21 protein-coding genes are annotated in these 23,694 nt (G+C 54.0%); 10 read left to right on the top strand and 11 right to left on the bottom strand.

Annotated features, from left to right (window positions below; all coding sequences use genetic code 11):
• Positions 1 to 177: 177 nt before the first annotated feature.
• Positions 178 to 669, top strand: coding sequence for an SOS-induced cell division inhibitor SulA (gene sulA / locus N5J69_RS15030; protein WP_279771376.1), 492 nt, complete (start codon positions 178 to 180; stop codon positions 667 to 669).
• 350 nt (positions 670 to 1,019) lie between these two features.
• Positions 1,020 to 2,090, top strand: coding sequence for a porin OmpA (gene ompA / locus N5J69_RS15025; RefSeq protein WP_279771375.1), 1,071 nt, complete (start codon positions 1,020 to 1,022; stop codon positions 2,088 to 2,090).
• A 95-nt stretch (positions 2,091 to 2,185) separates the two neighbouring features.
• Here the strand turns inward: ompA and matP are convergent, their stop codons facing one another.
• On the bottom strand, positions 2,186 to 2,653 hold the full coding sequence (matP, locus tag N5J69_RS15020; RefSeq protein ID WP_143813132.1) for a macrodomain Ter protein MatP: 468 nt from the start codon (positions 2,651 to 2,653) through the stop codon (positions 2,186 to 2,188).
• A gap of 53 nt (positions 2,654 to 2,706) precedes the next feature.
• On the opposite strand from matP, the gene N5J69_RS15015 reads away from it, so the two are divergent.
• The gene (locus N5J69_RS15015) at positions 2,707 to 4,575 is read left to right on the top strand and encodes a Lon protease family protein (RefSeq protein WP_279771373.1); all 1,869 of its coding nucleotides are present in this window, start codon (positions 2,707 to 2,709) and stop codon (positions 4,573 to 4,575) included.
• Between the two features lie 68 nt (positions 4,576 to 4,643).
• Positions 4,644 to 5,162 carry a bifunctional 3-hydroxydecanoyl-ACP dehydratase/trans-2-decenoyl-ACP isomerase gene (fabA, locus tag N5J69_RS15010; RefSeq protein WP_009091047.1) on the top strand — a complete coding sequence of 173 codons (519 nt, stop codon included), beginning with the start codon at positions 4,644 to 4,646 and terminating at the stop codon, positions 5,160 to 5,162.
• Between the two features lie 69 nt (positions 5,163 to 5,231).
• Here fabA and rmf read toward each other — a convergent pair whose 3' ends face one another.
• The 6 genes from rmf to rlmKL form a co-directional block, all read right to left on the bottom strand.
• Positions 5,232 to 5,399, bottom strand: a complete 168-nt coding sequence (gene rmf, locus N5J69_RS15005; protein ID WP_008925875.1) for a ribosome modulation factor — start codon at positions 5,397 to 5,399, stop codon at positions 5,232 to 5,234.
• Positions 5,400 to 5,678: 279 nt separating this feature from the next.
• A complete protein-coding gene (gene pqiC / locus N5J69_RS15000; RefSeq protein ID WP_279771372.1) occupies positions 5,679 to 6,248 on the bottom strand; it encodes a membrane integrity-associated transporter subunit PqiC in 570 nt (189 codons plus the stop codon).
• Positions 6,245 to 7,888, bottom strand: coding sequence for an intermembrane transport protein PqiB (pqiB, locus tag N5J69_RS14995; RefSeq protein WP_279771371.1), 1,644 nt, complete (start codon positions 7,886 to 7,888; stop codon positions 6,245 to 6,247). Before pqiB ends, pqiC begins: the two co-directional genes overlap by 4 nt.
• Positions 7,875 to 9,143 (bottom strand): membrane integrity-associated transporter subunit PqiA, encoded by a 1,269-nt coding sequence (gene pqiA, locus N5J69_RS14990; protein ID WP_279771370.1) that lies wholly within the window; start codon positions 9,141 to 9,143, stop codon positions 7,875 to 7,877. Before pqiA ends, pqiB begins: the two co-directional genes overlap by 14 nt.
• Positions 9,144 to 9,157: 14 nt before the next feature.
• Positions 9,158 to 11,074 (bottom strand): ABC transporter ATP-binding protein, encoded by a 1,917-nt coding sequence (locus tag N5J69_RS14985; RefSeq protein WP_279771369.1) that lies wholly within the window; start codon positions 11,072 to 11,074, stop codon positions 9,158 to 9,160.
• Positions 11,075 to 11,080: 6 nt separating this feature from the next.
• Positions 11,081 to 13,195: a bifunctional 23S rRNA (guanine(2069)-N(7))-methyltransferase RlmK/23S rRNA (guanine(2445)-N(2))-methyltransferase RlmL gene (gene rlmKL, locus N5J69_RS14980; protein ID WP_279771368.1), complete on the bottom strand. Its 2,115-nt coding sequence runs from the start codon at positions 13,193 to 13,195 to the stop codon at positions 11,081 to 11,083.
• Positions 13,196 to 13,305: 110 nt separating this feature from the next.
• Between rlmKL and N5J69_RS14975 the strand changes: the two genes are divergently transcribed.
• Positions 13,306 to 14,415: an MOSC N-terminal beta barrel domain-containing protein gene (locus N5J69_RS14975; RefSeq protein ID WP_279771367.1), complete on the top strand. Its 1,110-nt coding sequence runs from the start codon at positions 13,306 to 13,308 to the stop codon at positions 14,413 to 14,415.
• Here N5J69_RS14975 and N5J69_RS14970 read toward each other — a convergent pair whose 3' ends face one another.
• From N5J69_RS14970 to N5J69_RS14955, 4 genes are all read right to left on the bottom strand, one after another.
• Entirely contained in the window at positions 14,416 to 14,958 is a 543-nt protein-coding gene (locus tag N5J69_RS14970) for a cell division protein ZapC (RefSeq protein WP_279771366.1), read from the bottom strand.
• Between the two features lie 152 nt (positions 14,959 to 15,110).
• Entirely contained in the window at positions 15,111 to 16,121 is a 1,011-nt protein-coding gene (gene pyrD / locus N5J69_RS14965) for a quinone-dependent dihydroorotate dehydrogenase (RefSeq protein ID WP_279771365.1), read from the bottom strand.
• A gap of 134 nt (positions 16,122 to 16,255) precedes the next feature.
• Positions 16,256 to 17,557, bottom strand: a complete 1,302-nt coding sequence (locus tag N5J69_RS14960) for a flippase (RefSeq protein ID WP_279771364.1) — start codon at positions 17,555 to 17,557, stop codon at positions 16,256 to 16,258.
• Between the two features lie 101 nt (positions 17,558 to 17,658).
• Entirely contained in the window at positions 17,659 to 18,639 is a 981-nt protein-coding gene (locus tag N5J69_RS14955) for a glycosyltransferase (RefSeq protein WP_279771363.1), read from the bottom strand.
• Between the two features lie 751 nt (positions 18,640 to 19,390).
• Between N5J69_RS14955 and ssuE the strand changes: the two genes are divergently transcribed.
• From ssuE to ssuB, 5 genes are read left to right on the top strand one after another with little or no spacing between them, the layout of a single operon-like run.
• The gene (gene ssuE / locus N5J69_RS14950; protein ID WP_279771618.1) at positions 19,391 to 19,942 is read left to right on the top strand and encodes an NADPH-dependent FMN reductase; all 552 of its coding nucleotides are present in this window, start codon (positions 19,391 to 19,393) and stop codon (positions 19,940 to 19,942) included.
• An 11-nt stretch (positions 19,943 to 19,953) separates the two neighbouring features.
• Complete coding sequence (locus N5J69_RS14945) at positions 19,954 to 20,907, top strand: sulfonate ABC transporter substrate-binding protein (protein WP_279771360.1); 954 nt, start codon at positions 19,954 to 19,956, stop codon at positions 20,905 to 20,907.
• A gap of 9 nt (positions 20,908 to 20,916) precedes the next feature.
• A complete protein-coding gene (gene ssuD, locus N5J69_RS14940; RefSeq protein ID WP_279771359.1) occupies positions 20,917 to 22,065 on the top strand; it encodes an FMNH2-dependent alkanesulfonate monooxygenase in 1,149 nt (382 codons plus the stop codon).
• 10 nt (positions 22,066 to 22,075) lie between these two features.
• Positions 22,076 to 22,867, top strand: a complete 792-nt coding sequence (gene ssuC, locus N5J69_RS14935; protein ID WP_279771358.1) for an aliphatic sulfonate ABC transporter permease SsuC — start codon at positions 22,076 to 22,078, stop codon at positions 22,865 to 22,867.
• Complete coding sequence (ssuB, locus tag N5J69_RS14930) at positions 22,864 to 23,652, top strand: aliphatic sulfonates ABC transporter ATP-binding protein (RefSeq protein WP_279771357.1); 789 nt, start codon at positions 22,864 to 22,866, stop codon at positions 23,650 to 23,652. The genes ssuC and ssuB overlap by 4 nt, the downstream gene beginning before the upstream one ends.
• Positions 23,653 to 23,694: the final 42 nt, after the last annotated feature.

Here is a 23,694-nt window from a genome sequence, read left to right as displayed (position 1 = left end):
TTACCTTGGGTATCAGGCAATTAGAAGATAAAAAAAAGCGTCAGCCGGTTCAACGAATAAATACGGCTTCCACTAATCTTGTTGCGTTTTTGCGAGGCGTTTTCAGAAATTTGGGTTGATCTTTATCCAGGATGACAGTACTGTATATTCATACAGTCCACTGCTGGTGATTAACTTATGCGAACACAACATCCTAATAATGCACGCTATGCTCATCATTACGCGTCCTCTTCCGTTCCGGCCTCTCTGGGGGGTGGAATTACTGAGTTACGCTACAGCGAGCAGCCCGGTATGATGCAGATGCTACTGTTGCCATTATTGCAGCAGCTGAGTCAGCAATCACGCTGGCAGCTGTGGTTAACACCGGCACATAAACTGAATCGCACCTGGATGCAGGCATCAGGATTACCTCTGGATAAAAGCATGCATATCGCAGATTCTGAACGTCTGAACGCGGTGGAAGCGATGGTCAAAGCATTACGGACAGGAAATTACAGTGTCGTTCTGGCATGGATTCCTTATGACCTTGACGAAGATGAACGGCGTCAACTTGAAAATGCGGCGGCAGAGGGTGAAGCGCTGGGTTTGATTTTGCGGGCAAGCGGGACATCGGAAGCGCCTCTCAGACCGCAAACTGCGATAAAAATTCAGTCGGATTTGTTTCATTAAGTAAAAATAAGAAGTTTCCCAAGCTATTTTTCTTATCTGTCGTCGCTAAACCACTTATTCTGTTAGTTCGAGCTGTGACAATGGTTTAGCAGGTTTTTAAGGCTTTTTGCCGCGACAATACTACCAAGCTAATTGTTAGAAATTATGTATAAATCGCTGTTTTTTTACAGAAGCGCCTCACATCATACTTGTAAGTTTCCAATCTCGTTGTAGACTTTATCTCGCCAGGGTGCTCAATAACCTCCGTTTTTTGCGGTAGAGTCATAAGCGAGCGTTTTGACCCGGCGAAGGATTTAAACCAAGAGCAACCTTTTTGCTCATTGCCTATTTGGATGATAACGAGGCGCAAAATGAAAAAGACAGCTATCGCAATTGCAGTGGCACTGGCTGGCTTCGCTACCGTAGCGCAGGCCGCTCCGAAAGATGACACCTGGTACACCGGTGCTAAACTGGGCTGGTCTCAGTATCACGACACTGGTTACTACGGTAACGGTTACGAGAACAACAACGGTCCAACTCATGAAAGCCAGCTGGGCGCAGGTGCGTTCGTTGGTTATCAGGCAAACCCATACCTGGGCTTCGAGCTGGGCTATGACTGGCTGGGCCGCATGCCTAACAAAGGCACTGTGACTAACGGCGCATTCAAAGCACAAGGCGTTCAGCTGGCTGCTAAACTGAGCTACCCAATTTATGACGATCTGGACGTGTACACTCGTCTGGGCGGCATGGTATGGCGTGCAGACGCAACGCAGACTAACCCAACGACTGGCCGCATCAGCGACCACGACACCGGCGTATCTCCGCTGGCTGCAGTTGGTGTTGAATATGCGCTGACCAAAAACTGGGCTACCCGTCTGGATTACCAGTGGGTTAACAACATCGGTGATGCACAGACCGTTGGTGCTCGTCCAGACAACGGCATGCTGAGCGTAGGCGTTTCTTACCGCTTCGGTCAGGATGACGTCGCTGCTCCGGCTCCAGCACCGGCGCCAGCACCAGCTCCAGTTGTTGAAACCAAGCGTTTCACCCTGAAGTCTGACGTTCTGTTCACCTTCAACAAATCTACCCTGAAGCCAGAAGGCCAGCAGGCTCTGGATCAGCTGTACAGCCAGCTGAGCTCAATGGATCCTAAAGATGGTTCCGTTGTCGTACTGGGCTTCACCGACCGCATCGGTTCAGAGCAGTACAACCAGAAACTGTCTGAGAAACGTGCTCAGTCAGTCGTAGATTACCTGGTATCTAAAGGTATCCCTTCTAACAAGATCTCTGCACGTGGCATGGGTGAATCTAACCCAGTTACCGGCAACACCTGTGACAGCGTGAAAGGCCGCAATGCCCTGATCGACTGCCTGTCGCCGGATCGTCGCGTAGAAATCGATGTTAAAGGCATCAAAGACGTTGTAACTCAGCCACAGGCTTAAGTTACATACGTCAAAAAAAACCCCGCTAAGGCGGGGTTTTTTTATGCCCGTAATAAACGGGTCTTCATTTTGCCCAATCTGAACGTCCTGCCCGCTTACTCGCTCTCGGAACCCGATTTACCCAGAATTGCCTGCAAATCCTGCTTCAGACTCGACATCTGAGTGGCATATTTCTCTTTACGTTCCGCATCTTCAATCAGTTGGACAATCGTTTCAGAAAGCGTGCAGCCTCGCCGCTGTGCCAGACCCGCCAGTCGCTGCCAGACCAGATACTCAAGGTCTATCGATTTTTTACGGGTATGCTGATGCTCAGCGTTGAAATGGCGTTTCCGCCGGGCGCGGATGGTCTGCTTCAGTCGGTTATCAAGATCAGAATGAATATGTTCTGCAATCCACTCATTCACCGTCACCGGATTGTTTTCCATCGCCAGCAGCTTATCCACTGCCGCCTGTGCCGCACTTAACTCAAGGTGACGCGTGATCAGTTCACCTTCCCGATGTTTTTTCACCAGGTATTTCCACTTCCATCCACATTCAAGATTTTCGAGTTGCTGGTATTTCATCGGAATCTCATCGTGATCACGTAACGGGCTAAGAATAACAGCTTTTTTCCCGGATGCAGCAACGAAAAACATGCTGCCATCGTCACATCTTCAACAGGAAGTCTGCAGTGCTTAACAAGGGTGAATCCTGTATAATCTCGCTTTTCTTAAAACAGACAAATGCGATTATTTTGACCAGCACTCAACTTACGTGGCAGACCTTACAGCCGGATAGCGCGCAATACCAATCCGTTTTCTCCCGAATTGCTGATGAAGAAACTGATGCTCTGGCAACGGTACAGCCCCGGTTGCTGAATGCGCTGGCGCATTTACACCACCAGACGCAGGGATTTCCGTTACTGCTGGTCAGAAGCCAGGAGAATCGCGATTATCTGGCATTCATCGTTCAGGCCGCGCAGCGGGTCATGGCTGACAGTACCACGCTGTATGGCGGTGATTACCATATCATGGCTGACAACGTCACGCTTCAGCCCCCTTCTGATCCGCAACGCCCCTTCACCAGTCAGGGGGGGATTCACTTTGCCGAGTGGATTGAAACGGAGCAGTTATTTGGCTGCGTGCGCCAGTATAAAGACCGCATCCAGCTTGAACCGGGGCTGATTCATCGCGCCAATGGCGGCACGCTGGTGCTGTCACTGCGCAGTTTGCTGACGCAGCCGATTCTCTGGCTGCGCCTGAAAAAGTGTATTGAGCAAGGCTATGTCGAGTGGACATCCCAGGATGAACGCCGGCCGCTGCCTGTCTCGATTCCTTCATTGCCACTCAATCTTAATCTGGTCCTGTGTGGCGACCGGGAAGCACTGGCGGATTTTCAGGCGCTCGACCCTGAAGCGCATGAAATGGCCATCTATACTGAATTTGAAGAGAACATTCAGATTCTGGATGAGAATGACATGCTGGCCTGGTGTCGCTGGAACGCTGAACTGGCGCAACAGGCGGGCCTGCCCCTGCCGAAAGCGGACTTCTGGCCAGAGCTGATCAAAGAAGGTGTCCGTTACAGCGGCGATCAGGATACGCTGCCACTCTGCCCTCGCTGGCTGCAGCGGCAGATGCGCGAGTCGGCCCTGATGGGGGATGCACTCAATGCCGAAGCACTGCGCGACGCGCTGGAAGCACGCTTGTGGCGCGAGAATTACCTTAATGAACGCATGCGTGATGAGATTCTGCTGCAACAGATTCTGATTGAAACCGAAGGCGAAGTGGTTGGTCAGATTAACGGCCTGTCGGTGGTGGAATATCCTGGTCATCCCCGCGCCTGGGGCGATCCATCACGTATCACCTGCGTCGTCCATCCTGGCGATGGCGAGTTCATGGATATTGAGCGCAAAGCGGAGCTGGGCGGTAACATCCATGCCAAAGGCATGATGATTATGCAGGCTTATCTGATTGCAGAGCTGGAGCTCGATCAGCAACTGCCCTTCTCAGCCTCCATGGTGTTTGAGCAATCCTATTCCGAGGTGGACGGCGACAGCGCTTCGCTGGCTGAACTCTGTGCCTTAATCAGCGCACTGGCGAATCAGCCGATCAATCAACAAATCGCTGTGACGGGTTCAGTCGATCAATTCGGCAACGTACAACCGGTAGGCGGACTGAATGAGAAGATCGAAGGCTTCTTTGATATCTGCCATCAGCGTGAACTGACGGGTCAGCAGGGTGTGATTATTCCCGCCTGCAACGTGCGTCATCTCAGTCTTAATCAGGCGGTTGTCAGTGCGGTTGAACAGGGCCGATTCCATATCTGGGCGATTGACCGTGCCGATGAAGCATTGCCGCTGCTGACCGGCAAAATCTGGAGTAGTGAAGATGGTCAGGGTGATAGCCTGCTGAACACCATTCAGGAGCGTATCAGCCTGTTCAATCAGCCGGACGTGCCGCAACGTCCCTGGGCGCTCCGCTGGCTTAACTGGTTTAACCACCGTTAATCCGATTTGCTCAGCGTACAACTGTTCGCTAATATTCGTGATTCACTAAAACAAGGCTTATTGAAAACATGGTAGATAAACGCGAATCCTATACCAAAGAAGATCTGATTCTGTCAGGTCGTGGTGAACTGTTTGGCGAAAATGGTCCGCCGCTTCCCTCTGGCAACATGCTGATGATGGACCGCGTGGTCAAAATGACCGAAGACGGCGGCAAATATGACAAAGGCTTTGTTGAAGCAGAGCTGGATATCAATCCCGATCTCTGGTTCTTCGGCTGTCACTTTATCGGCGATCCGGTCATGCCGGGTTGCCTGGGCCTTGATGCCATGTGGCAGCTGGTCGGTTTCTATCTGGGCTGGCTGGGCGGTGAAGGTAAAGGCCGTGCGCTGGGCGTGGGTGAAGTGAAATTCACCGGCCAGGTCCTGCCGGATGCGAAGAAAGTTACTTACCGCATTCATTTCAAACGCGTAATCAACCGTAAGCTGGTTATGGGCGTGGCAGATGGCGAAGTACTGGTTGACGGTAATCTGATTTATACCGCCAGCGATCTGAAAGTCGGCCTGTTCAAAGATACTGCCGCTTTCTAAGCGTTTCCTCCCGGAAACAAAAACCTCCGCGCATGGCGGAGGTTATATTCCCTTTTCAGTGACATCCGGTTATGCAGCTACCGACCTGTCCTCCATGGCTTGTCGCCAACCTCCCAACCAGTGAGACTTAGCGTCAATCAACTGATACGGACACATCTCTTTTGAGCGTCCAGTAATGCCTGCCTGATAACCACGTGAATGGGCGCGTTCGAGGCGGTCTCGTTTCTGTCTCTTCATACTCCGTGTCCCTCATGTAAGGTCTGTGGAATCTGGTGGAAAGAAAAGTGGTGAATTAATGTTCAACCACCCTTATGTTCTACCCCCTGCGCACCCAAAGATCAATGCCCAATCTTCATGCCAGTGTCATAAATGTGACCTTAATCGGTAAAATTAAGACCGTTTTGTGATGCATCCGACAACACTATCTCCATGAATAAGCTAATAAAAAAGCCCCTGACCGATGTCGAAAGAAACTCGACATGGGTCAGGGGCTTAGCTTATTTATTCACATCATTCTTAATTTAACGCAACCACACTATTAGCAATGTTTTGCGCCGTCTGCTGCCAGCCTGCCGCCAGCGTTCTGACCATCGCATCATAGCCATCTTCCGTTTGCGGCAGTACGTGACTGAAAGCCTGTTTAGTCAGGCGGCCCTGATGTTCCAGCGTCCATTCGCCACTCACGATGACTTTGCCATCATAGCGTCCCTGGAAACCTGTGACAGTCACATTCAGCGTGTCGTGCTGCGCGCCTAACGGCGAGCCCGCCACCAGCCGACCGGGCAGCGCCTTGCTCAGATTGGTGATCAGCGTTTGCTGCAGCTGCTGATCGAGCGGACTGGCCCAGAGGTTATTTGCGGCGATAACATATTTGACATCGCTGGTCTGGTAAACCAGTCCGTTGCCTGCCAGATAGTCCGGCACCGTCACCTGCTGCACCCACAACATAGGCTGAGCTTCATTCAGCTGACTGCGGGTGACCTGCATCGGTGCCGTCCCGGAGGGAAGCTGATACCAGGTGTTGTCAACGGTGCTACTGCACGCACTCAACACCAGCGCGGCACAAAGTATCAATCCTTTTTTCACTGTTTCGCCCTCTTCGGCTGGGGATCCTGTCCCGGTTTCGCCTCAAATACCAGCGCATTGCTCTTGGTATTAAGCGTTCTCAATACCGGCTGGAGTTCACGCAGAACCTGATCCAGACGCTGCATATCGCCGACCAGCTTGCTGTACGCTGGCGAACCTGGCTGCAGGCCCTTCATGCTGCGGTTCAGCTCGCGTAACGTCTGCTGCAGATCTTCCGGCAGGGTTTTCATAGCCGGACTGCCGGTGACGTTGTTGATGTTGTCGATGGTGCGCTGCAGATCACGCATCGTTTTCTGGCTCTCTTTCAGCGTACCTGTCGCTTCATTGACCATACCGTTCAGTGGCAGACTGTTGATCTTATCCAGTGCCGCCATCAGCTTCTGCTGAATCTGGCTCAGGCCACCGCTGACCGTTGGGATCACTTCATAGCCAGACACTTTCTGCGGGCCTTTATAGGCTGGCGCATTGTCATAGAAGTCGAGATCAACATAGAGCGCACCCGACAACAGGTTGCCGGTTTTCAGCGTGGCACGCAGGCCACGTTTTTTACCATCCTGCAGATGCTGCTCCAGATCGAAGTTCTCACCCAGTCGGCTGACAAAGCGATCCGGCTCGATGCGGATCAGCACCGGCACGCGGTAATCATTATTCAGCGCCTGGACCAGACCCGCTTTCATCAATGGCGCTTCGGAGACGGTACCCAGACGGATGCCTCGGAATTCCACTGGCGCACCCGCCTGCAGACCACGGATTGAGTCGGAGAAGAACATCACGTAGTCGACATGATTGGTATAGAGCGAATCCTGAATGCTGCGCTGATCGTCAAACAGATGGTAGTCAGACTTGTTCTGCGCTGGCTCGCCCAGCTCCCAGCCATCGGGCACGTCAAAACTGACCCCTCCGCTGAACAGCGTGGTCAGCGATCCCATTTCCACCCGCATCCCTGACGCGGACATGTCCACGGCGATGCCGCTGTCCTTCCAGAAGCGTACATTGGTGGTAATCAGGCGATCGTACGGCGCGGCGACAAACAGCTGATAGGTCATCATACGTTTGTCAGTATCAAAAACGCTGGTCTCGACCGTACCGACACGGTAGCCACGGAACAGCACCGGATCCCCCGGATTGAGCTGACCCGCCTTTTTACTGTCCAGCACAATGCGAATGCCTTTGGCATCCGGTGGCGCTAACGGCGGCGCATCCAGCAGCGTAAACTGGTCGGGTGGCTGTTTTTTAGTACCGGGCTGCAGTTCAATGTAGGCACCTGACAGCAGCGTGCCAAGACCGCTGATCCCTTCACGGCCCACCTGCGGTTTGACTACCCAGAAAACACTGTCGCTGTGCAGCAGTTTTTCCATGCCCGCGTTCAGACGCGCTTTGATTTCCACATGGTGAAGATCGTCGCTTAACACTGCGCTCTCCACCACACCAACATCCACACTGCGGCTTTTAATCGTGGTTTTACCCGCCACAATGCCTTCGGCGTTTTCAGTGATTAACGTCACTTCCGGCCCCTGATGGCTGAAGTGATAAAAGAGGATCCATCCGCCGATTAACAGCGTAACGATGGGGACAATCCAGACCGGCGACCAGCGCTTAATCTGTTCCACTTTTGCGTGGCCGTGGTTAGTTTCCGTCAAGGCGCGACTCCTTCAAATTGTTTTCGCGTACACGATCCCAGGTTAATCGCGGGTCAAACGTCATGGCAGCGATCATGGTGATAATCACCACCATCGCAAACAATACTGCCCCCCACGCGGGATAAACATTCATTAATTGTCCCATACGCACCAGCGCAGAGAGCACGGCAATCACAAACACGTCGATCATTGACCAGCGGCCGACAAACTCGACCACTTCATAAATTTTATGCATCTTATGACTGTCACGCTGCCCGCGTCCGCTGGCATCCCAGCAGAGCCAGCCAATTGCCAGCATTTTCAGCGTCGGCACCATGATGCTGGCGATAAATATCACCAGCGCCACCGGATAGGAACCATCCCCCCACAGCACAATTACCCCTGCCATAATATTCGATGGATAGGCTGTACCGAGAGTTTCCGTCACCATGATCGGTAACAGGTTGGCCGGGATGTAAAGCAGAATTGAGGTGAACAGCAGCGCCAGCGTCCATTGCAGGCTGTGCTTACGCCGTGCCTGTGCCGTAACGCCACAGCGCGGACAGGTATGCTCAGCTTCTGGCAAAATGGCGGTGCAGCAGGGACAGGAGCGCAGGCCCTGCTCCAGACCGCTGACGCCCACTTTGGGCGGATGGGGCAGCGCGGGTCGGGGTGAGAGGCGATCCCACAGCGCACGCCTGTCAACGCACTGAAAGGCGCGCAACTGCAGCAGGCAGAACAGCACCCACGGCCAGAAGCTGGTTTCCAGCCCGATGTCACCATAGGCCATCAGCTTGACGAAGCTGACCAGTACGCCTGCCATAAAGATTTCTGCCATACCCCAGTTACGCAGCTGAAACAGGATGCGTGCCAGACCCGTTTTAAGCCGGGTCGGCAAGGGGACCGGATTAACCAGCAGAATAATGGTGATCATGCAGAAGGCCGGAACCGCCTGCACGAACAGCAGAAACAGCGTCGCCAGGCTGCTGTAATCTTCCGTCACCATCACCTCAGGGATCTGCGACAGCGTAATCTGGCTGGTCAGCCCCGCCACTTTCATGGAGACAAAAGGAAACAGATTCGCCAGCAGCAGCATAAAGAGTGCCGCCAGGGCGTAGCCTGTCGGGCGATTACGCGGTTCGTGCCAGTTGGCCGTCAGTGAGGTGTGGCAGCGCGGGCATGACGCACGGCTGCCAACGGGAATGTCCGGCAGCTTAATCATTAAATCGCATTGTGGACAGAGCATCCACGCGTTACTTTTCACTGCTGAACACATCCGTTAACCCTGCCCTACGCGCCGTTTTTCAGTGACTCAAGCTCTTCCCAGCGCGCAAAAGCGGTTTCCAGCTCCTGCTCAGCCTGAGCCAGATTATCCAGCACCGGTTGCGTCTGATCGTGTGCCTGACTAAAGAAGTCCGGGTGACTCATCTTCGCCTGCAGTTCACCGATGCGCGCTTCAAGCTGCTCCAGTTTTTGCGGCAGCTGTTCCAGCTCACGAGTCAGATTATAGCTGAGCTTGTTCACGTTACGCTTCGCTTCATTCTTTTCAGCAGCAGGCTTAGCGGTATTCGCTGTTGCTTTAGCCGGTGAAGCAGAACGGTGCTGCCGGTAAGCGGCACGCTGCTGCTGCGCATCGTGATAACCGCCAACAAAAGTACCGATTTCACCGTTGCCTTCAAAAATCCAGCACTCGGTGACAGTATTGTCGACGAACTGACGATCGTGGCTCACCAGTAAGACGGTGCCCTGATAACCATCAATCAGCTCTTCCAGCAGTTCCAGCGTTTCGACGTCGAGGTCGTTGGTGGGTTCATCCAGAATCATCAGGTTGCTGGGACGCAGGAACAGACGCGCCAGCAGCAGACGGTTACGTTCACCCCCTGAAAGCGCACGCACCGGCGTCATGGCACGTTTTGGATGGAACAGGAAGTCCTGCAGATAGCCCAGCACGTGGCGCGGTTTGCCGTTAACCAGCACTTCCTGCTTGCCTTCAGCCAGGTTGTCCATCACGGTGCGATCCGGATCCAGTTCAGCGCGATGCTGGTCAAAGTAGGCGACTTCCAGCTTGGTGCCGGAATGCACGCGGCCATGATCCGCTTTCAGCTGCTGCAGCATCAGGCGCAGTAAGGTTGTTTTACCGCAGCCGTTCGGCCCGATCAGCGCAATTTTATCGCCACGCTGAACCTGGGTAGAGAAATCCTTCACCAGCGTTTTGCCGCCCACCGCGTAGTCGACATTTTCCAGCTCAAACACGATTTTGCCGGAACGGGACGCTTCGCCCACCTGCATGTTCGCTTTGCCCATTACTTCACGGCGTTCAGAACGCTCACGACGCAGGGCTTTCAGCGCACGCACACGACCTTCATTGCGGGTACGACGGGCTTTGATGCCCTGACGGATCCAGACCTCTTCCTGCGCCAGCTTGCGGTCAAACTCCGCGTTCTGCATCTCTTCAACGCGCAACGCTTCCTCTTTGCCTTCCAGATAGAGGTCGTAGTTGCCCGGCCAGGAGACCAGCTTGCCACGATCGAGATCGACAATCCGCGTCGCCATGTTGCGGATAAACGAACGGTCATGCGAAATAAAGACGATGCTGCCGCTGAAGTTCTTCAGGAAGGTTTCCAGCCAGTCGATGGTTTCAATATCGAGGTGGTTGGTGGGCTCATCCAGCATCAGAACGCGTGGATTACTCACCAGCGCACGGCCCAGCGCCGCTTTACGCAGCCAGCCGCCCGAGAGCGATGACAGCTCGGTATCGGGCTGCAGACCAATCTGCTCCAGCACGTCATGGATGCGGCTTTCCAGCTGCCACAGATTCTGATGATCGAGAATGGTCTGCAGACGCGCCATTTCGTTGAGATTTTTATCGCTGGGGTCTTCCATCACCACATGGGAGATGGCGTGGTAGGCTTTCAGATGCTCAGCCTGCTCTTCAACGCCCTCGGCCACGAAGTCATAAACCGAACCGGTAATATTGCGCGGCGGATCCTGTTGCAGACGCGCCACCACCAGATCGGTTTCATAAATAATGCGGCCGTCATCCAGTGGCTGTTCGCCATTGATGATTTTCATCAGCGTGGATTTACCCGCACCGTTACGGCCCACCAGACAGACGCGTTCGTTCTCTTCAATGTGCAGTTCGGTATTGTCTAGCAGCGGCGCATCGCTGAATGAGAGATAGGCGCCGTGGATACTGATTAATGACATGTAAGCTTATTCCTTACCGGCGTGAGTGATCAGCCAGCAGTTGTGAATGTGTCGGTTACGGGCAAAGTCCTGCGACTGCGTTTTCTGGGTAATATCCTGCGCCTGCAGGCCCAGTGCTTTCAGGCCATCCATGTCCATTTTGAAACCGCGTTTGTTATTGGAGAACATGATGGTGCCGCCGCGACGCAGCAGGCGCTTCAGGTTACGCATCAGCATCATATGATCGCGCTGAACGTCGAAGCTCTCTTCCATACGTTTTGAGTTGGAGAAGGTTGGCGGATCAATAAAGATCAGGTCAAAATTCTCGTCACTTTCATTCAGCCAGCTCAGGCAGTCCGCCTGCATCAGACGATGCTGACGGCCGGTCAGCCCGTTCAGGCGCAGGTTGCGTTCCGCCCACTCCAGATAGGTACGCGACATATCGACCGTAGTGGTTGAGCGCGCCCCGCCCAGACCGGCGTGAACACTGGCTGTGCCGGTATAGGCAAACAGGTTCAGGAAATCTTTGCCCTGACTCATCTGGCCGAGCATTTTACGGGCAATGCGGTGATCGAGGAAAAGGCCGGTGTCGAGATAGTCGGTCAGGTTCACCCAGAAACGCGCATTAAACTCTTTGACTTCGAAATAGTCGCCCTTTTCGCCGAGCTTCTGATACTGCGCTTTGCCTTTCTGACGCTCACGCGTTTTCATAATCAGACGATCGGAAGGCAGCTGCAGCACGCTCAGTGTGGCGCTGATCACATCGAACAGGCGCTGACGCGCTTTGTTGGGATCGATGGTTTTCGGTGGGGCATACTCCTGAATAATGACCCAGTCACCATAGCGATCGACAGCAACGTTGTAGTCTGGCAGATCGGCATCGTAAATGCGGTAGCATTCAATGCCTTCCTGCCGCGCCCACTTCTCCAGCTTCTTCACGTTTTTACGCAGACGGTTAGCGTAGTCTTCCGCAATCTGACCGGCGCTTTCACTGCTGTTAACCGCGAGCTGGTAGTTTTTCTGCACGCAATCCAGCGGACCGTTTTTCGCTTTGAACTGGCGATCGGCTCGCAGCTGCAGGCAGCTCAGCAGTTCAGGCGAGGCGCTGAACAGCGACAGATTCCAGCCGCCAAAATGCTGCTTCATCAGTCGTCCGAGCTGGCTGTGAAGCGCAATCAGCGCGGGTTCACTCTCCAGACGCTCACCGTACGGCGGGTTACTCAGCACCGTGCCATGAACCGCCGGATCGAGCGGATTGGTTAATTTCAGCAGATCCTGCTGCGCAAACGTAAAGAGTTCAAAAACACCGGCACGGCGGGCATTCGCCTGTGCCCACTCCAGCACACGGCCATTATTATCGTAGCCGAAGAAGCGTGCCTGGGTGGCGGCGGTGCCAGCGCGGGCACGCTCCTGCGCCTCTGCTTTCACGTCCTGCCACAGCGCAGCGTTAAACCGGCTCCATGCGGTGAAGCCCCAGTGCTTACGCAGCAGGCCTGGCGCACGGTCGCAGGCGATCAGCGCCGCTTCAATCAGCAGCGTACCCGAACCGCACATTGGGTCGATCAGCGGTGTGGTCGGTTCCCAGCCAGAGCGCATCACGATGGCCGCCGCCAGCGTCTCTTTCAGGGGAGCCTGACCGGTTTGCTGGCGATAGCCACGCTGATGCAGCGAACTGCCGCTGAGATCCAGTGCGATGCTGGCGCGATCGTCATTCAGCCAGACGTTGATACGAATATCCGCCTGCTCACGATCGACATTTGGCCGCTCGAGATTCTTGCGGGTAAAGCTATCCACGATGGCATCTTTAACTTTCAGCGCACCGAACTGACTGTTACGAATCGAATCGTTGGTGCCGCTGAAATGCACGACAAACGTTTTATCGCTGCCGAACATCGCCGGCCAGTCCACACTCTGCACACCCAGATAAAGGTCGAGATCGCTGTAGACGCCAAACTCTCCCAGCGGCAACAGGATGCGTGATGCTAAACGACTCCACATCAGGCTTTGGTACATGGCGCGATCGTCGGCTTCGTAGTGAACGCCTCCCTGCACCACTTGCAAATCCTGCGCGCCCAGCGCGTCCAGCTCACTTTTTAACAGCTCTTCGAGCCCACGCGCCGTGCTGGCAAACAGAGAATTCATATCGTCACTTTTTAACTCTTGAGAAAATTGTCGCGCATTATAGCGAATCGGAGACCTATGTCATAAAGTTAGCTTCTTTTGTGTCGTGCGTCGGGTTCAAGGAGAACACCATGATTACGCTTTCCCGCTTATTTATTCATCCTGTGAAGTCGATGCGGGGATTAGCGTTGTCCCACGCGCTGGCCACTGACAGCGGACTGGCCTTTGATCGTCTCTTTATGGTGACCGAACCTGATGGCACCTTTATCACCGCCCGGCAGCACCCGGAGATGGTGCGCTTCACGCCCGCTATTCTGCCGGATGGCCTGCTGCTGTCGGCCCCGGATGGCAGTCAGTCTCTGATCCGCTTCAGTGATTTTGATGAGCAGGATCATCCCACCGAAGTCTGGGGCAACCACTTTACTGCGCGCATCGCCCCGGATGCGATTAATGAATGGCTGAGCCAGTTCTTCCCGCGTGACGTTCAGCTGCGCTGGGTCGGGCCGCAACCCAGCCGCCGGGTCAAAAAATTTGATCATATTCCACTGAGCTTTGCCGATGGCTTTCCGTTTTTGCTTATCAACAATGCCTCGCTGCACGATCTGCAACAGCGCTGCCCGGCCAGCGTGCGTGCCGAACAGTTCAGGCCGAACCTGGTTGTCAGCGGTGCTGCCGCGTGGGATGAAGATAACTGGGCTGAGATTCAGATTGGCGATGTGATCTTTGAGGTTCCCAAGCCATGCAGTCGCTGCGTGCTCACTACGGTCAGCACCGAGACCGGGCTTAAGCACCCCACCGGTCATCCGCTGGCTACACTGCAAACTTTCCGTACCGCTCTGGATGGCAGTGGTGATATCGACTTCGGTCTGAACTTAGTGGCGCGTAACAGTGGCGTCGTCCGTGCGGGTGACGAAATGATTGTCCTGAAACGTCATGCACCGCGCAGCTACGGTGCCGGTGAAGTGGTAGAAACGCTGAAACCGCTGCAGCAGGCGCCGGATGCCGTGTCTATAACATTTCAGGGGCAAACGTTCACCGGGGATAATCAGCAGGTATTACTGGATCAACTGGAGATGCAGGGCTTTCGCATCCCTTACTCCTGTCGGGCAGGTCTGTGTGGCAGCTGTAAGCTGAGCCTGGTGGCCGGTGAGGTGAAGGCGCTGAAACAGAGCGCACTGCGTCAGGATGGAACACTGCTAAGCTGTAGCTGCATTCCGGCAGGCGATGTGGAACTCCGGTAATCAGACTGCGCGGGCGTAGCGCGGCGCGACGTCCTGATACAGCGGCTGAAGGCGATCGTTCATCACTTTGATGGCATCGCCGAGCACCATGCTTTTACCCGCGAGGGTTAATCCTGGCTGTGCCAGAAGGCAAAGTGCCGCATTATCCCCACTTTCAACGACCAGCAAACGGGCTTGGGTGCCCTCTTCTGCCAGCGTAACCTGAACCATTTCACCGCAACGTGGCTGCATTGCAGGGGCATACGCGGTGAAGTGCCAGCTTTTCGGCATCAGTGGCTTCAGGAAGCGCGCAGCAACCAGGGCATTCAGGACCAGTTCAGCGCAATGGCTGCCACTGAGTTTGCACTGACGACAGGTTTCTTCAAAGGTGTAATAGAGGGCGGCGTCATCGACACAAAATCCCGATTCAGAAAACGCATCGGGCGTAAGCATTTTGCGGGAAAAACGGGAACGGAAAAGCATACCGTCTGCCAGGTCGAGCATCATTCGGTCGTGGCTGCTATCAAAATACCAGCGCCAGTTATCATCGGGTTTAATTTTCATCGTGTGCCCTGTATTTACCGCTGCGTCAGAAATCGCGCAGAATTCAGCGAAAAAAGAAACCTAAGGAAAAGCTGAAAAACGTGTAACAGGACAAAATATAAACGAGCCGAGGGGATAAATAAACCCCCCGGCTAATCATTGTGAGAATAGTCTTACAGATGCGTGACAATATCTTTAATTAATCCTGGTCCCTGATAAATAAAACCTGAATAAATCTGAACCAGCGTTGCGCCTGCGGCTATTTTTTCGCGCGCGGCCGTCAGGGAATCGATCCCGCCTACGCCAATAATGGGCAGGCGTCCCTGCAGCTCCTGAGAGAGGCGCTGGATTACTGCGGTACTGCGCGACTGCACCGGCCGTCCACTCAATCCACCCACTTCTTCAGCATGCTTAAGGCCGCTGACCAGCGAACGATCGAGCGTGGTATTGCTGGCAATAACGCCATCAATCTGATGACGAATTAAACTGTCTGCGACCTGAATTAACTCCTCTTCTGAGAGATCAGGCGCGATTTTCACGGCCAGCGGAACATATTTCAGATGACGCTTTTCCAGCTCTTTTTGTTTCTGTTTGATGGAAGAGAGCAGATCGTCCAGCGCCTCACCATATTGCAGTGAACGCAAACCTGGCGTGTTAGGCGAGGAAATATTGATGGCGATATAACCGGCATGGGCATAAACCTTTTCCATGCAGATCAGATAATCCTCTTTGCCCTGCTCGACCGGGGTATCTTTATTTTTACCGATATTGATCCCCAGCACGCCACTAAAACGCGCTTTCTTCACGTTTTCGACCAGGTGGTCAACGCCCAGATTATTAAATCCCATCCGATTGATAATGCCGCCCGCTTCTACCAGGCGAAACATCCTCGGCTTATCATTTCCTGACTGGGCGCGTGGCGTGACGGTGCCGACTTCAACAAAACCAAAGCCCATCGCCGCAAACGCATCAATGCACTCAGCGTTTTTATCCAGACCAGCGGCCAGGCCAAGGGCATTCTTAAAGGTCAGCCCCATGCAGGTGACCGGACGCGACGGCAGATTCTGGCGATAAAACCGTTCCAGCGGCGTGCCATTCATAAAACGCAGTTGCTGAAAGGTGAGTTCGTGTGCGCGTTCGGGGTCGAGTTTAAACAGCGCCGGTCGGACGATAGGATAAAACATGCACTCTCCTGAAGGACGGAAGCAATCGTGAAAGTCGGTGCACGGGAAAATGTGCGCCAGAATGGTAAAGTGCTCTGGCGCAAAAGTAAATCGAACGGCGGGGATGCAGAAAACTATATGAAAATGCTTTGATCTTAAACGGCGGAATCGTTTACGGGCTGGTTTTTTACCTCGGAAGGAAAGAGGTACTCCCGCAGGATGCCGTGACGCTGCATGATGCCAAAGATACCAAGACAGACAAACGCCTCAGCTCCCACCATCGACCAGGCTGCACCGATGGCACCAAACTTCCACGCCAGGAAACAGCACAGGGGTACGTTAATTACGCCAGCGGCCATCATTACCCACATACGCTGGCGCGCCAGACCGTGAGGGATCAAAATCTGTAATCCAGCCGGATAAGCAATGTTGCCAAACAGGAAGCAGAGCACAAAGACGCGCAGCACATCAGCCGACGGGATAAAGTCTTTGCCCAGTAAAATTGAGACCACCAGGTCAGCAAAGAACCAGGTAAAGATCACAATCGACAGACTCAGAGAAAACGACAGCAGCAGGCTTTTGCGCGTCGCCGCAATGGCGGCGCGTTTGTCCCGGCCAAACAGGTGGCTGACGCGCGGGAAGAAAGCACTGCCGATCTGCTCTGGCACAGAGTTAGCCGCTTTACGCAGGCGATCCGCACCATTGTAAATCCCGACCATATAGGTGGAGGTAAAGGAAGCAAGAATCACCACGTTGACGCTGTTAAACAGATTGGCACCAGCAATGGCAATAAACACATCCATGCTGTCGGTGATGCGCTGTTTGATTTCACGCGGTTCAAAGCGATAACGGCCAATGACTTTCATCTCCAGCACGAACTTCAGCGTAATCGCCGCACTGATAATAGAAACAGCGCCAGGGATCAGGGCCGCCAGCCAGGTATCCTGCGGCGATTTCACCAGCAAAAAGGTCAGCGGAATGGCACAGAAGTTACCGAAGGTGGCGATCATCGCCGTCTTACCCAGCTTCTCGAATCCCTGCATCAGCCAGCCGAATGAAAACAGCGAGCCTATCAGCGTGGTGCAGTTCGCCAGAATAATAAAGAATAGCGGATGCCAGGCGGGATTAAACCAGGTTGCCGTCAGTAATGTGCCGCTGGTCACCACCAGCAGCATCAGCTTGGCGTTGAAGGTTGACCAGAAGAGCTGGCTGACACGTTCTTTGTCATCACGATGGTGAGCAATATCTTTGGTGGTAAAGACATTGAATCCCCAGTCCGAGATGGTGCTGCAATAGAGCACGCAGGCGATGGCCAGCGCCAGCGTACCCATCTGCTCGACGCCCAGAACGCGGGCAAGATAAGGCAGCGTGGCCAGCGGAAACAAAAATGATGCACCGCGGTATGCCAGCAGCGAAAAAATATTAACAACCAGACTTTTATCGAGTACTTTTGCCATGACGCAACAACCTTATACACATTGCATGTCTCACCTTCTCATTTCGCTAAGGCATAAACAATATCGCTTCACATTTTTCAGAATCAGGCTGCTTTTCAGAATCAGGCGGCGCGCCTGAGCTCTTTTTTAACCTTATAATTCTGTAATGAAATAAACAGCTCAGGCCGATTAAACAACAGCCACTCTTTAATATTTTCCGTTTTAACGTTACGACCCATAAATCGGATGGCATTAATGACATATTCCGGCACGGGCGTCCCGTTATAAAGTGATAAATAGATCATCAAACGAAACGATTGCAGCAAATAGGCTTTTTCCAGCGAACTACGCCAGGCTGATTTAGGGATCGAACTGACTAACGTATTGTAAGCATGTATAAAGGCATCATAGCGCTGATAGAAAAACTCATTCCCTTTGGTACTGTTGGTAAGTGAACCGCTGCGGATGCGCTGTTTATAATAGACCTGGCGACTTACCCAAGCGTGCTGACACTTCATAAAGACGGAAAGCGTAAAATTGTGGTCTTCATGAACGCGGCGTACAAAGCGTAATTTATGCTGTTCAATCACGCTTTTTCGCAGCACATAATTCCAGACGGCAGAGGTATATCGCCCGTTACGCAGCAGTCGCAAAAAGACTTCCTGCGGTTTTTGCTGGCCAAAATGATCATGTCTGACTTTGGGTGAGGTCACATCGATGTGACCATCTTCATAAACGCAGGAGTTAAAGCAGAAAAGATCGGTTTCAGGATGCTTTTCCGCGACCATTGCCAGCTCAGTGACAAGCCCATCAACCACAACATCATCCGGGTCGCAGAAGAAGAGAAACTGCCCCTGCGCCAGTGCGATGCCGGTATCCCGCGCATTACCCAGACCGCCATTTTCAATGGTAATCACTTTCACCTGAGAAACATGCGAATAATTCTGTTCAATCAGGGCTAATGTTCCATCAGTGGACCCATCATTCACAATGATTATTTCATTGGGCGCTTTAACCTGGCGCAATAATGAATCGACGCATTCCACAATATATTTCTCTACATTGTAGGTTGGAATAATAACCGATAACAGGATGTCAGACATAGGCAATTCTCTGCTGTTAGAAAATGACAATACGATTCACCTGCCTGATGCAGGGACTGACCCGAGGCGAAACGTCGAAAAAAGTAATACGTTAATATTATGATGGCTTTCATTGAGCCTGATTATCTTAAACCGGTTATGCAAAAAAAGACCAGTTGTAAAAGTTATCTTAACGTTTCCTGTGATTATCACTGTTTAAAGAAGTGCATCTATAACCCGCTACAAGATTAAAACCGTTGAGGAACGATTTAAAATACCCGCACAACGCAGGCGTAACCAGAATCAGGAATATGTAAGCGAACATCTGAAATGATGAATAAGTTCAGCATTCCTTCATTTTTATTACAGTTTACCTTCTGCAATTAATCCTAATGCCTGGCCGGAACGTCGCTGAAATAAGCTGCTGCTAAGCGGGTTTACCCCCCGGTTTCGGGATGCCGCTGCGCTTAATCACGGAGGCGGTCACAGGGAGAATGGTTAAGCAATCAGAAGAAAGATAATTTTTTACGCTACCCGTCCGTTTTCAACCTTCTCGCATCACTGCGCTTAATGAGTTATCAGGCTGTCAGCCCTTTTTTTAAGAATTATCGGAAGCGGGGCTTTTTATTATCTGCCGCCAGTCCTTCTATTTGCAGTTTTCACCCTTGCTTTGCCGGATAAATCATTTAAGCCCACTCCCCTGCTCTGACAGTATGAAGGCATAAGTTCTCAACTTTAGATAATCAATAACTTTTAGTTATAAGGAGTGATGATGCGAGTTATTACGCTGGCAGGTAGCCCACGATTTCCCTCCCGCTCTACGTCGTTGCTGACACTGTGTCAGCACAAGCTGGAGGCACGTGGCATTGAAGTCATTCCCTGGAATATTCATAACTTTCAGCCTGACGATCTGATTAATGCGCGTTTTGATGCGCCTGCGCTGCTGGCGCTGCGTGAAGACCTGGCCTCAGCTGATGGCCTGATTGTGGCGACGCCTGTTTATAAAGCTTCATTTTCAGGCGCACTGAAGACGCTGCTCGACCTGTTACCGGAACGCGCACTGGAGCACAAAGTTGTGTTACCCCTCGCCAGCGGCGGGAGTGCCGGTCACATGCTGGCGCTGGACTACGCGCTGAAGCCGGTTCTCAACGCCTTAAAAGCACAGGAAATCCTGCACGGGATTTATGCCGAAGACAGCCAGGTCACGCATTACGATCGTCAGCCTGTACTGGAGGATTCACTGGCCGTGCGTCTGGACGAAGCCGTTTCCGCTTTCTGGCTGGCGCTGACCCGTCACCACCACCCCGTTGCGCAAGCGGTATAAGGAAGAGATCGATGAAGCAGAGATTAGGAAAGTGGCTGGTGACGGGACTGTTGCTGGCTGGCCTTCAGGTACAGGCCGCCGAATCGGATCCGGCTGAGATTCGCATCGGCTATCAGAAAGGCTCTGTCAGCATGGTGCTGGCGAAATCACACCAGTTACTGGAGAAGCGCTTTCCCCATACTCACATCAAGTGGATCGAATTCCCGGCTGGCCCGCAAATGCTGGAAGCACTGAACATCAACAGTATTGACCTCGGCAGTACCGGTGACCTTCCGCCGCTGTTTGCTCAGGCCGCAGGCGCGGATCTGCTCTATGTAGGTTCCGAGCCGCCAAAACCTCAATCAGAAGTGATTCTGGTGCCGAAAAACAGCACGCTGAAACAGGTCGCCGATCTGAAAGGAAAAAAAGTTGCCTTCCAGAAAGGCTCCAGCTCACACAACTTACTGCTGCGCGCCTTACAGCAGGCGGGCCTCTCGTTTAAAGACATCACCCCCGTCTATCTGACGCCCGCCGATGCTCGCGCCGCCTTCCAGCAGGGTGACGTTGATGCCTGGGCAATCTGGGACCCCTACTACTCTTCGGTGCTGCTTCAGGGGAATTCGCGCCTGCTGATTGATGGCAGCGCACTGAATCTGACCGGTTCCTTCTATTTAGCGACCCGCAGCTATGCCGACGCGCACGGCGCATTTATCCAGCAGGTGCTTGACACCTTCAGTACGGCCGATGCGCTGACTATCAGCCAGCGTCAGCAGAGCACCGCATTACTGGCGCAGGCGATGGGCCTGCCTGAACCGGTGATTGCCAGCTATCTGAGCCATCGGCCACCGACCCGGATTTCGCCGGTCAGTGCCGAAACCGCAGCAGCACAGCAGCGCACCGCTGATCTGTTTTATGCCAGTCATCTGTTGCCAGTCAAAGTGACGATTCAGGATCGTATCTGGCACCCGCATACCGTAACGCAGTAAGGAGCATGCATGAGCGTATCTATTTTCTGGTTTCTGCCGACGCATGGCGACGGCCACTATCTTGGTACCGCAGAAGGGGCGCGTCCGGTTGATCACGCCTATCTGCAGCAGGTTGCACAGGCCGCTGACCGTCTTGGCTTTGGCGGTGTGCTGATCCCAACCGGCCGATCCTGTGAAGATGCCTGGCTGGTTGCCGCCTCGCTGATTCCGGTCACTCAACGCCTGCGTTTTCTTGTGGCGTTGCGCCCCGGCGTCATTTCACCGACTCAGGCGGCGCGTCAGGCTGCCACCCTGGATCGCCTCTCCAACGGCCGCGCCCTGTTTAACCTGGTTACCGGCGGCGATCCGGAAGAGCTGGCGGGCGACGGCGTGTTTCTTGATCACCGTGAACGATACGCGGAATCCGCCGAATTCACCCGCGTCTGGCGTCGGGTGCTGGAAGGCGAAACCGTCGATTATGAAGGCAGGCACGTTAAGGTTCGCGGCGCACGACTGATGTTTAAACCGGTGCAGCAGCCTCGCCCGCCACTCTGGTTTGGTGGCTCTTCTGAACCGGCTCAGGAACTGGCAGCCGAGCAGGTCGATGTTTACCTCACCTGGGGGGAACCGCCTGCACAGGTCAAAGAGAAGATTGATCAGGTGCGTGCGAAAGCGGCCGCGCAGGGCCGAAGCGTGCGGTTTGGCATCCGTCTCCATGTGATTGTACGTGAAACGAATGAAGAAGCCTGGCAGGCAGCCGACCGGCTGATTGCCAATGTGGATGACGCCACTATCGCGAAGGCACAGGCGGCATTCCAGCGGGCCGATTCTGTGGGACAGCGCCGGATGGCCGCGCTGCACGGCGGTCGCCGCGACAAACTCGAAATCAGCCCGAATCTGTGGGCAGGCGTGGGTCTGGTGCGCAGCGGAGCCGGTACTGCACTGGTCGGCGATGGCCCGACCGTGGCCGCACGCATCAAAGAGTATGAAGCGCTGGGTATCGAGACCTTTATCCTGTCGGGTTATCCGCATCTGGAAGAGGCCTATCGCGTGGGCGAACTGCTGTTCCCGCATCTTGATCTGCAGGTTCCACTGGTGCCACAGCCGCGTGTGGTCCAGGCACACGGTGAAGCGGTTGCTAACGATTTCACCCCTGAGAAAAAAGTCGCCCGGGGCTGAGGAGAGGATGATGGCCAGAAACCGAAAACGCCTTGCTGATACGCTGGTGCCGTGGCTGCTGCCGATGCTGATTGTGGTGGTGTGGCAGATTGCGTCACAAACCGGCTGGTTATCGAACCGTATTCTGCCTGCGCCGGAGAAAATTGTGACCACTTTCTGGCAGCTGACGGCCAGCGGTGAGCTCTGGCAGCATCTGGCGATCAGCAGCTGGCGGGCACTGATCGGCTTCAGCATCGGCGGTTCTGTCGGCCTGATACTCGGGCTGATTACCGGCACCTCAAAAACCGGTGAGCGCCTGCTGGATACCTCGGTGCAGATGCTGCGCAACGTACCGCATCTGGCGCTGATCCCGCTGGTGATCCTCTGGTTCGGGATTGATGAGTCCGCCAAAATCTTTCTGGTGGCGCTGGGCACGCTGTTCCCGATTTATCTGAATACCTATCACGGCATCCGCAATATCGATCGCGGGCTGGTTGAGATGGCTCGCAGTTACGGCCTCTCCGGCTGGCGTCTGTTTATCCAGGTAATCCTGCCCGGCGCACTGCCAAATATTATGGTCGGCGTGCGTTTCGCGCTCGGTCTGATGTGGCTGACGCTGATTGTCGCCGAGACTATTTCCGCCAACGCCGGTATCGGCTATCTGGCGATGAATGCGCGTGAATTCCTGCAAACCGATGTGGTCGTGGTGGCCATAATCCTCTACGCCCTGCTCGGGAAACTGGCAGATGTCGCTGCGTTGTTACTTGAACGCGTCTGGCTGCGCTGGCACCCCGCTTATCAACTGAAGGAGGAGAACGCATGAGCCAGACTTTCTCACCGGCACGACTGAATACCGGCACCCCGGTTGGCGTTAACGGCGTCAGCAAACAGTATGGCAGTCGCACCATTCTCAATAAAATCGATCTGCATATTCCTTCAGGTCAGTTTGTCGCGGTAGTGGGTCGCAGCGGCTGTGGCAAAAGCACCCTGCTGCGCCTGCTGGCCGGACTTGAACAAAGCACCAGCGGTCAACTGCTGGCGGGCAATGCCCCGCTGCAGTCGGCGCGCGACGATACCCGTCTGATGTTCCAGGATGCGCGACTGCTGCCCTGGAAAAAAGTCATCGATAACGTCGGGCTGGGACTGCGCGGACGCGAATGGCGCAGCGCGGCCATGGATGCCCTGACGGCGGTTGGCCTGGCCGATCGCGCCAGTGAGTGGCCCGCTGCACTCTCAGGTGGCCAGAAACAGCGCGTGGCGCTGGCCAGAGCGCTGATCCATCGGCCCGGTCTGTTGCTGCTGGATGAACCGCTGGGCGCGCTGGATGCCCTGACCCGCATTGAAATGCAGGAATTGATTGAATCGCTGTGGCAGCAGCATCACTTTACCGTACTGCTGGTCACGCATGATGTGAGTGAGGCGGTAGTGATGGCCGATCGCGTATTGTTGATCGAAGAGGGTGAGATCGGTCTGGATCTGCTGGTGGATCTGCCACGGCCGCGGCGTCGGGGGTCGGCGCGGCTGGCCGAGCTGGAAGCAGAGGTGCTTGATCGGGTGATGCAGCGGAGGGAGCGACCTCAGCCGTTACGTTATGCGCAGCAGCGCTGAAAAAAGGGCGGAGGCCGTCTCAGGCGCTCCGCCTTTTTATTA

The sequence above is a fragment of the Pantoea sp. GD03673 genome (genome assembly GCF_029844725.1).
Classification (GTDB): domain Bacteria; phylum Pseudomonadota; class Gammaproteobacteria; order Enterobacterales; family Enterobacteriaceae; genus Pantoea.
The sequence above is the reverse complement of the archived record's forward strand: the minus strand, read 5'-3'. Positions and strand labels throughout refer to the sequence as shown.

Bases quoted from the DNA above. Each gene is read 5' to 3' on its own strand.
- sulA (WP_279771376.1), top strand. From the start codon at position 178: ATGCGAACACAACATCCTAATAATGCACGCTATGCTCATCATTACGCG.
- ompA (WP_279771375.1), top strand. From the start codon at position 1,020: ATGAAAAAGACAGCTATCGCAATTGCAGTGGCACTGGCTGGCTTCGCT.
- matP (WP_143813132.1), bottom strand. From the start codon at position 2,653: ATGAAATACCAGCAACTCGAAAATCTTGAATGTGGATGGAAGTGGAAA.
- N5J69_RS15015 (WP_279771373.1), top strand. From the start codon at position 2,707: ATGCAGCAACGAAAAACATGCTGCCATCGTCACATCTTCAACAGGAAG.
- fabA (WP_009091047.1), top strand. From the start codon at position 4,644: ATGGTAGATAAACGCGAATCCTATACCAAAGAAGATCTGATTCTGTCA.
- rmf (WP_008925875.1), bottom strand. From the start codon at position 5,399: ATGAAGAGACAGAAACGAGACCGCCTCGAACGCGCCCATTCACGTGGT.
- pqiA (WP_279771370.1), bottom strand. From the start codon at position 9,143: ATGTGTTCAGCAGTGAAAAGTAACGCGTGGATGCTCTGTCCACAATGC.
- N5J69_RS14985 (WP_279771369.1), bottom strand. From the start codon at position 11,074: ATGTCATTAATCAGTATCCACGGCGCCTATCTCTCATTCAGCGATGCG.
- rlmKL (WP_279771368.1), bottom strand. From the start codon at position 13,195: ATGAATTCTCTGTTTGCCAGCACGGCGCGTGGGCTCGAAGAGCTGTTA.
- N5J69_RS14975 (WP_279771367.1), top strand. From the start codon at position 13,306: ATGATTACGCTTTCCCGCTTATTTATTCATCCTGTGAAGTCGATGCGG.
- N5J69_RS14970 (WP_279771366.1), bottom strand. From the start codon at position 14,958: ATGAAAATTAAACCCGATGATAACTGGCGCTGGTATTTTGATAGCAGC.
- pyrD (WP_279771365.1), bottom strand. From the start codon at position 16,121: ATGTTTTATCCTATCGTCCGACCGGCGCTGTTTAAACTCGACCCCGAA.
- N5J69_RS14960 (WP_279771364.1), bottom strand. From the start codon at position 17,557: ATGGCAAAAGTACTCGATAAAAGTCTGGTTGTTAATATTTTTTCGCTG.
- N5J69_RS14955 (WP_279771363.1), bottom strand. From the start codon at position 18,639: ATGTCTGACATCCTGTTATCGGTTATTATTCCAACCTACAATGTAGAG.
- ssuE (WP_279771618.1), top strand. From the start codon at position 19,391: ATGCGAGTTATTACGCTGGCAGGTAGCCCACGATTTCCCTCCCGCTCT.
- N5J69_RS14945 (WP_279771360.1), top strand. From the start codon at position 19,954: ATGAAGCAGAGATTAGGAAAGTGGCTGGTGACGGGACTGTTGCTGGCT.
- ssuD (WP_279771359.1), top strand. From the start codon at position 20,917: ATGAGCGTATCTATTTTCTGGTTTCTGCCGACGCATGGCGACGGCCAC.
- ssuC (WP_279771358.1), top strand. From the start codon at position 22,076: ATGGCCAGAAACCGAAAACGCCTTGCTGATACGCTGGTGCCGTGGCTG.
- ssuB (WP_279771357.1), top strand. From the start codon at position 22,864: ATGAGCCAGACTTTCTCACCGGCACGACTGAATACCGGCACCCCGGTT.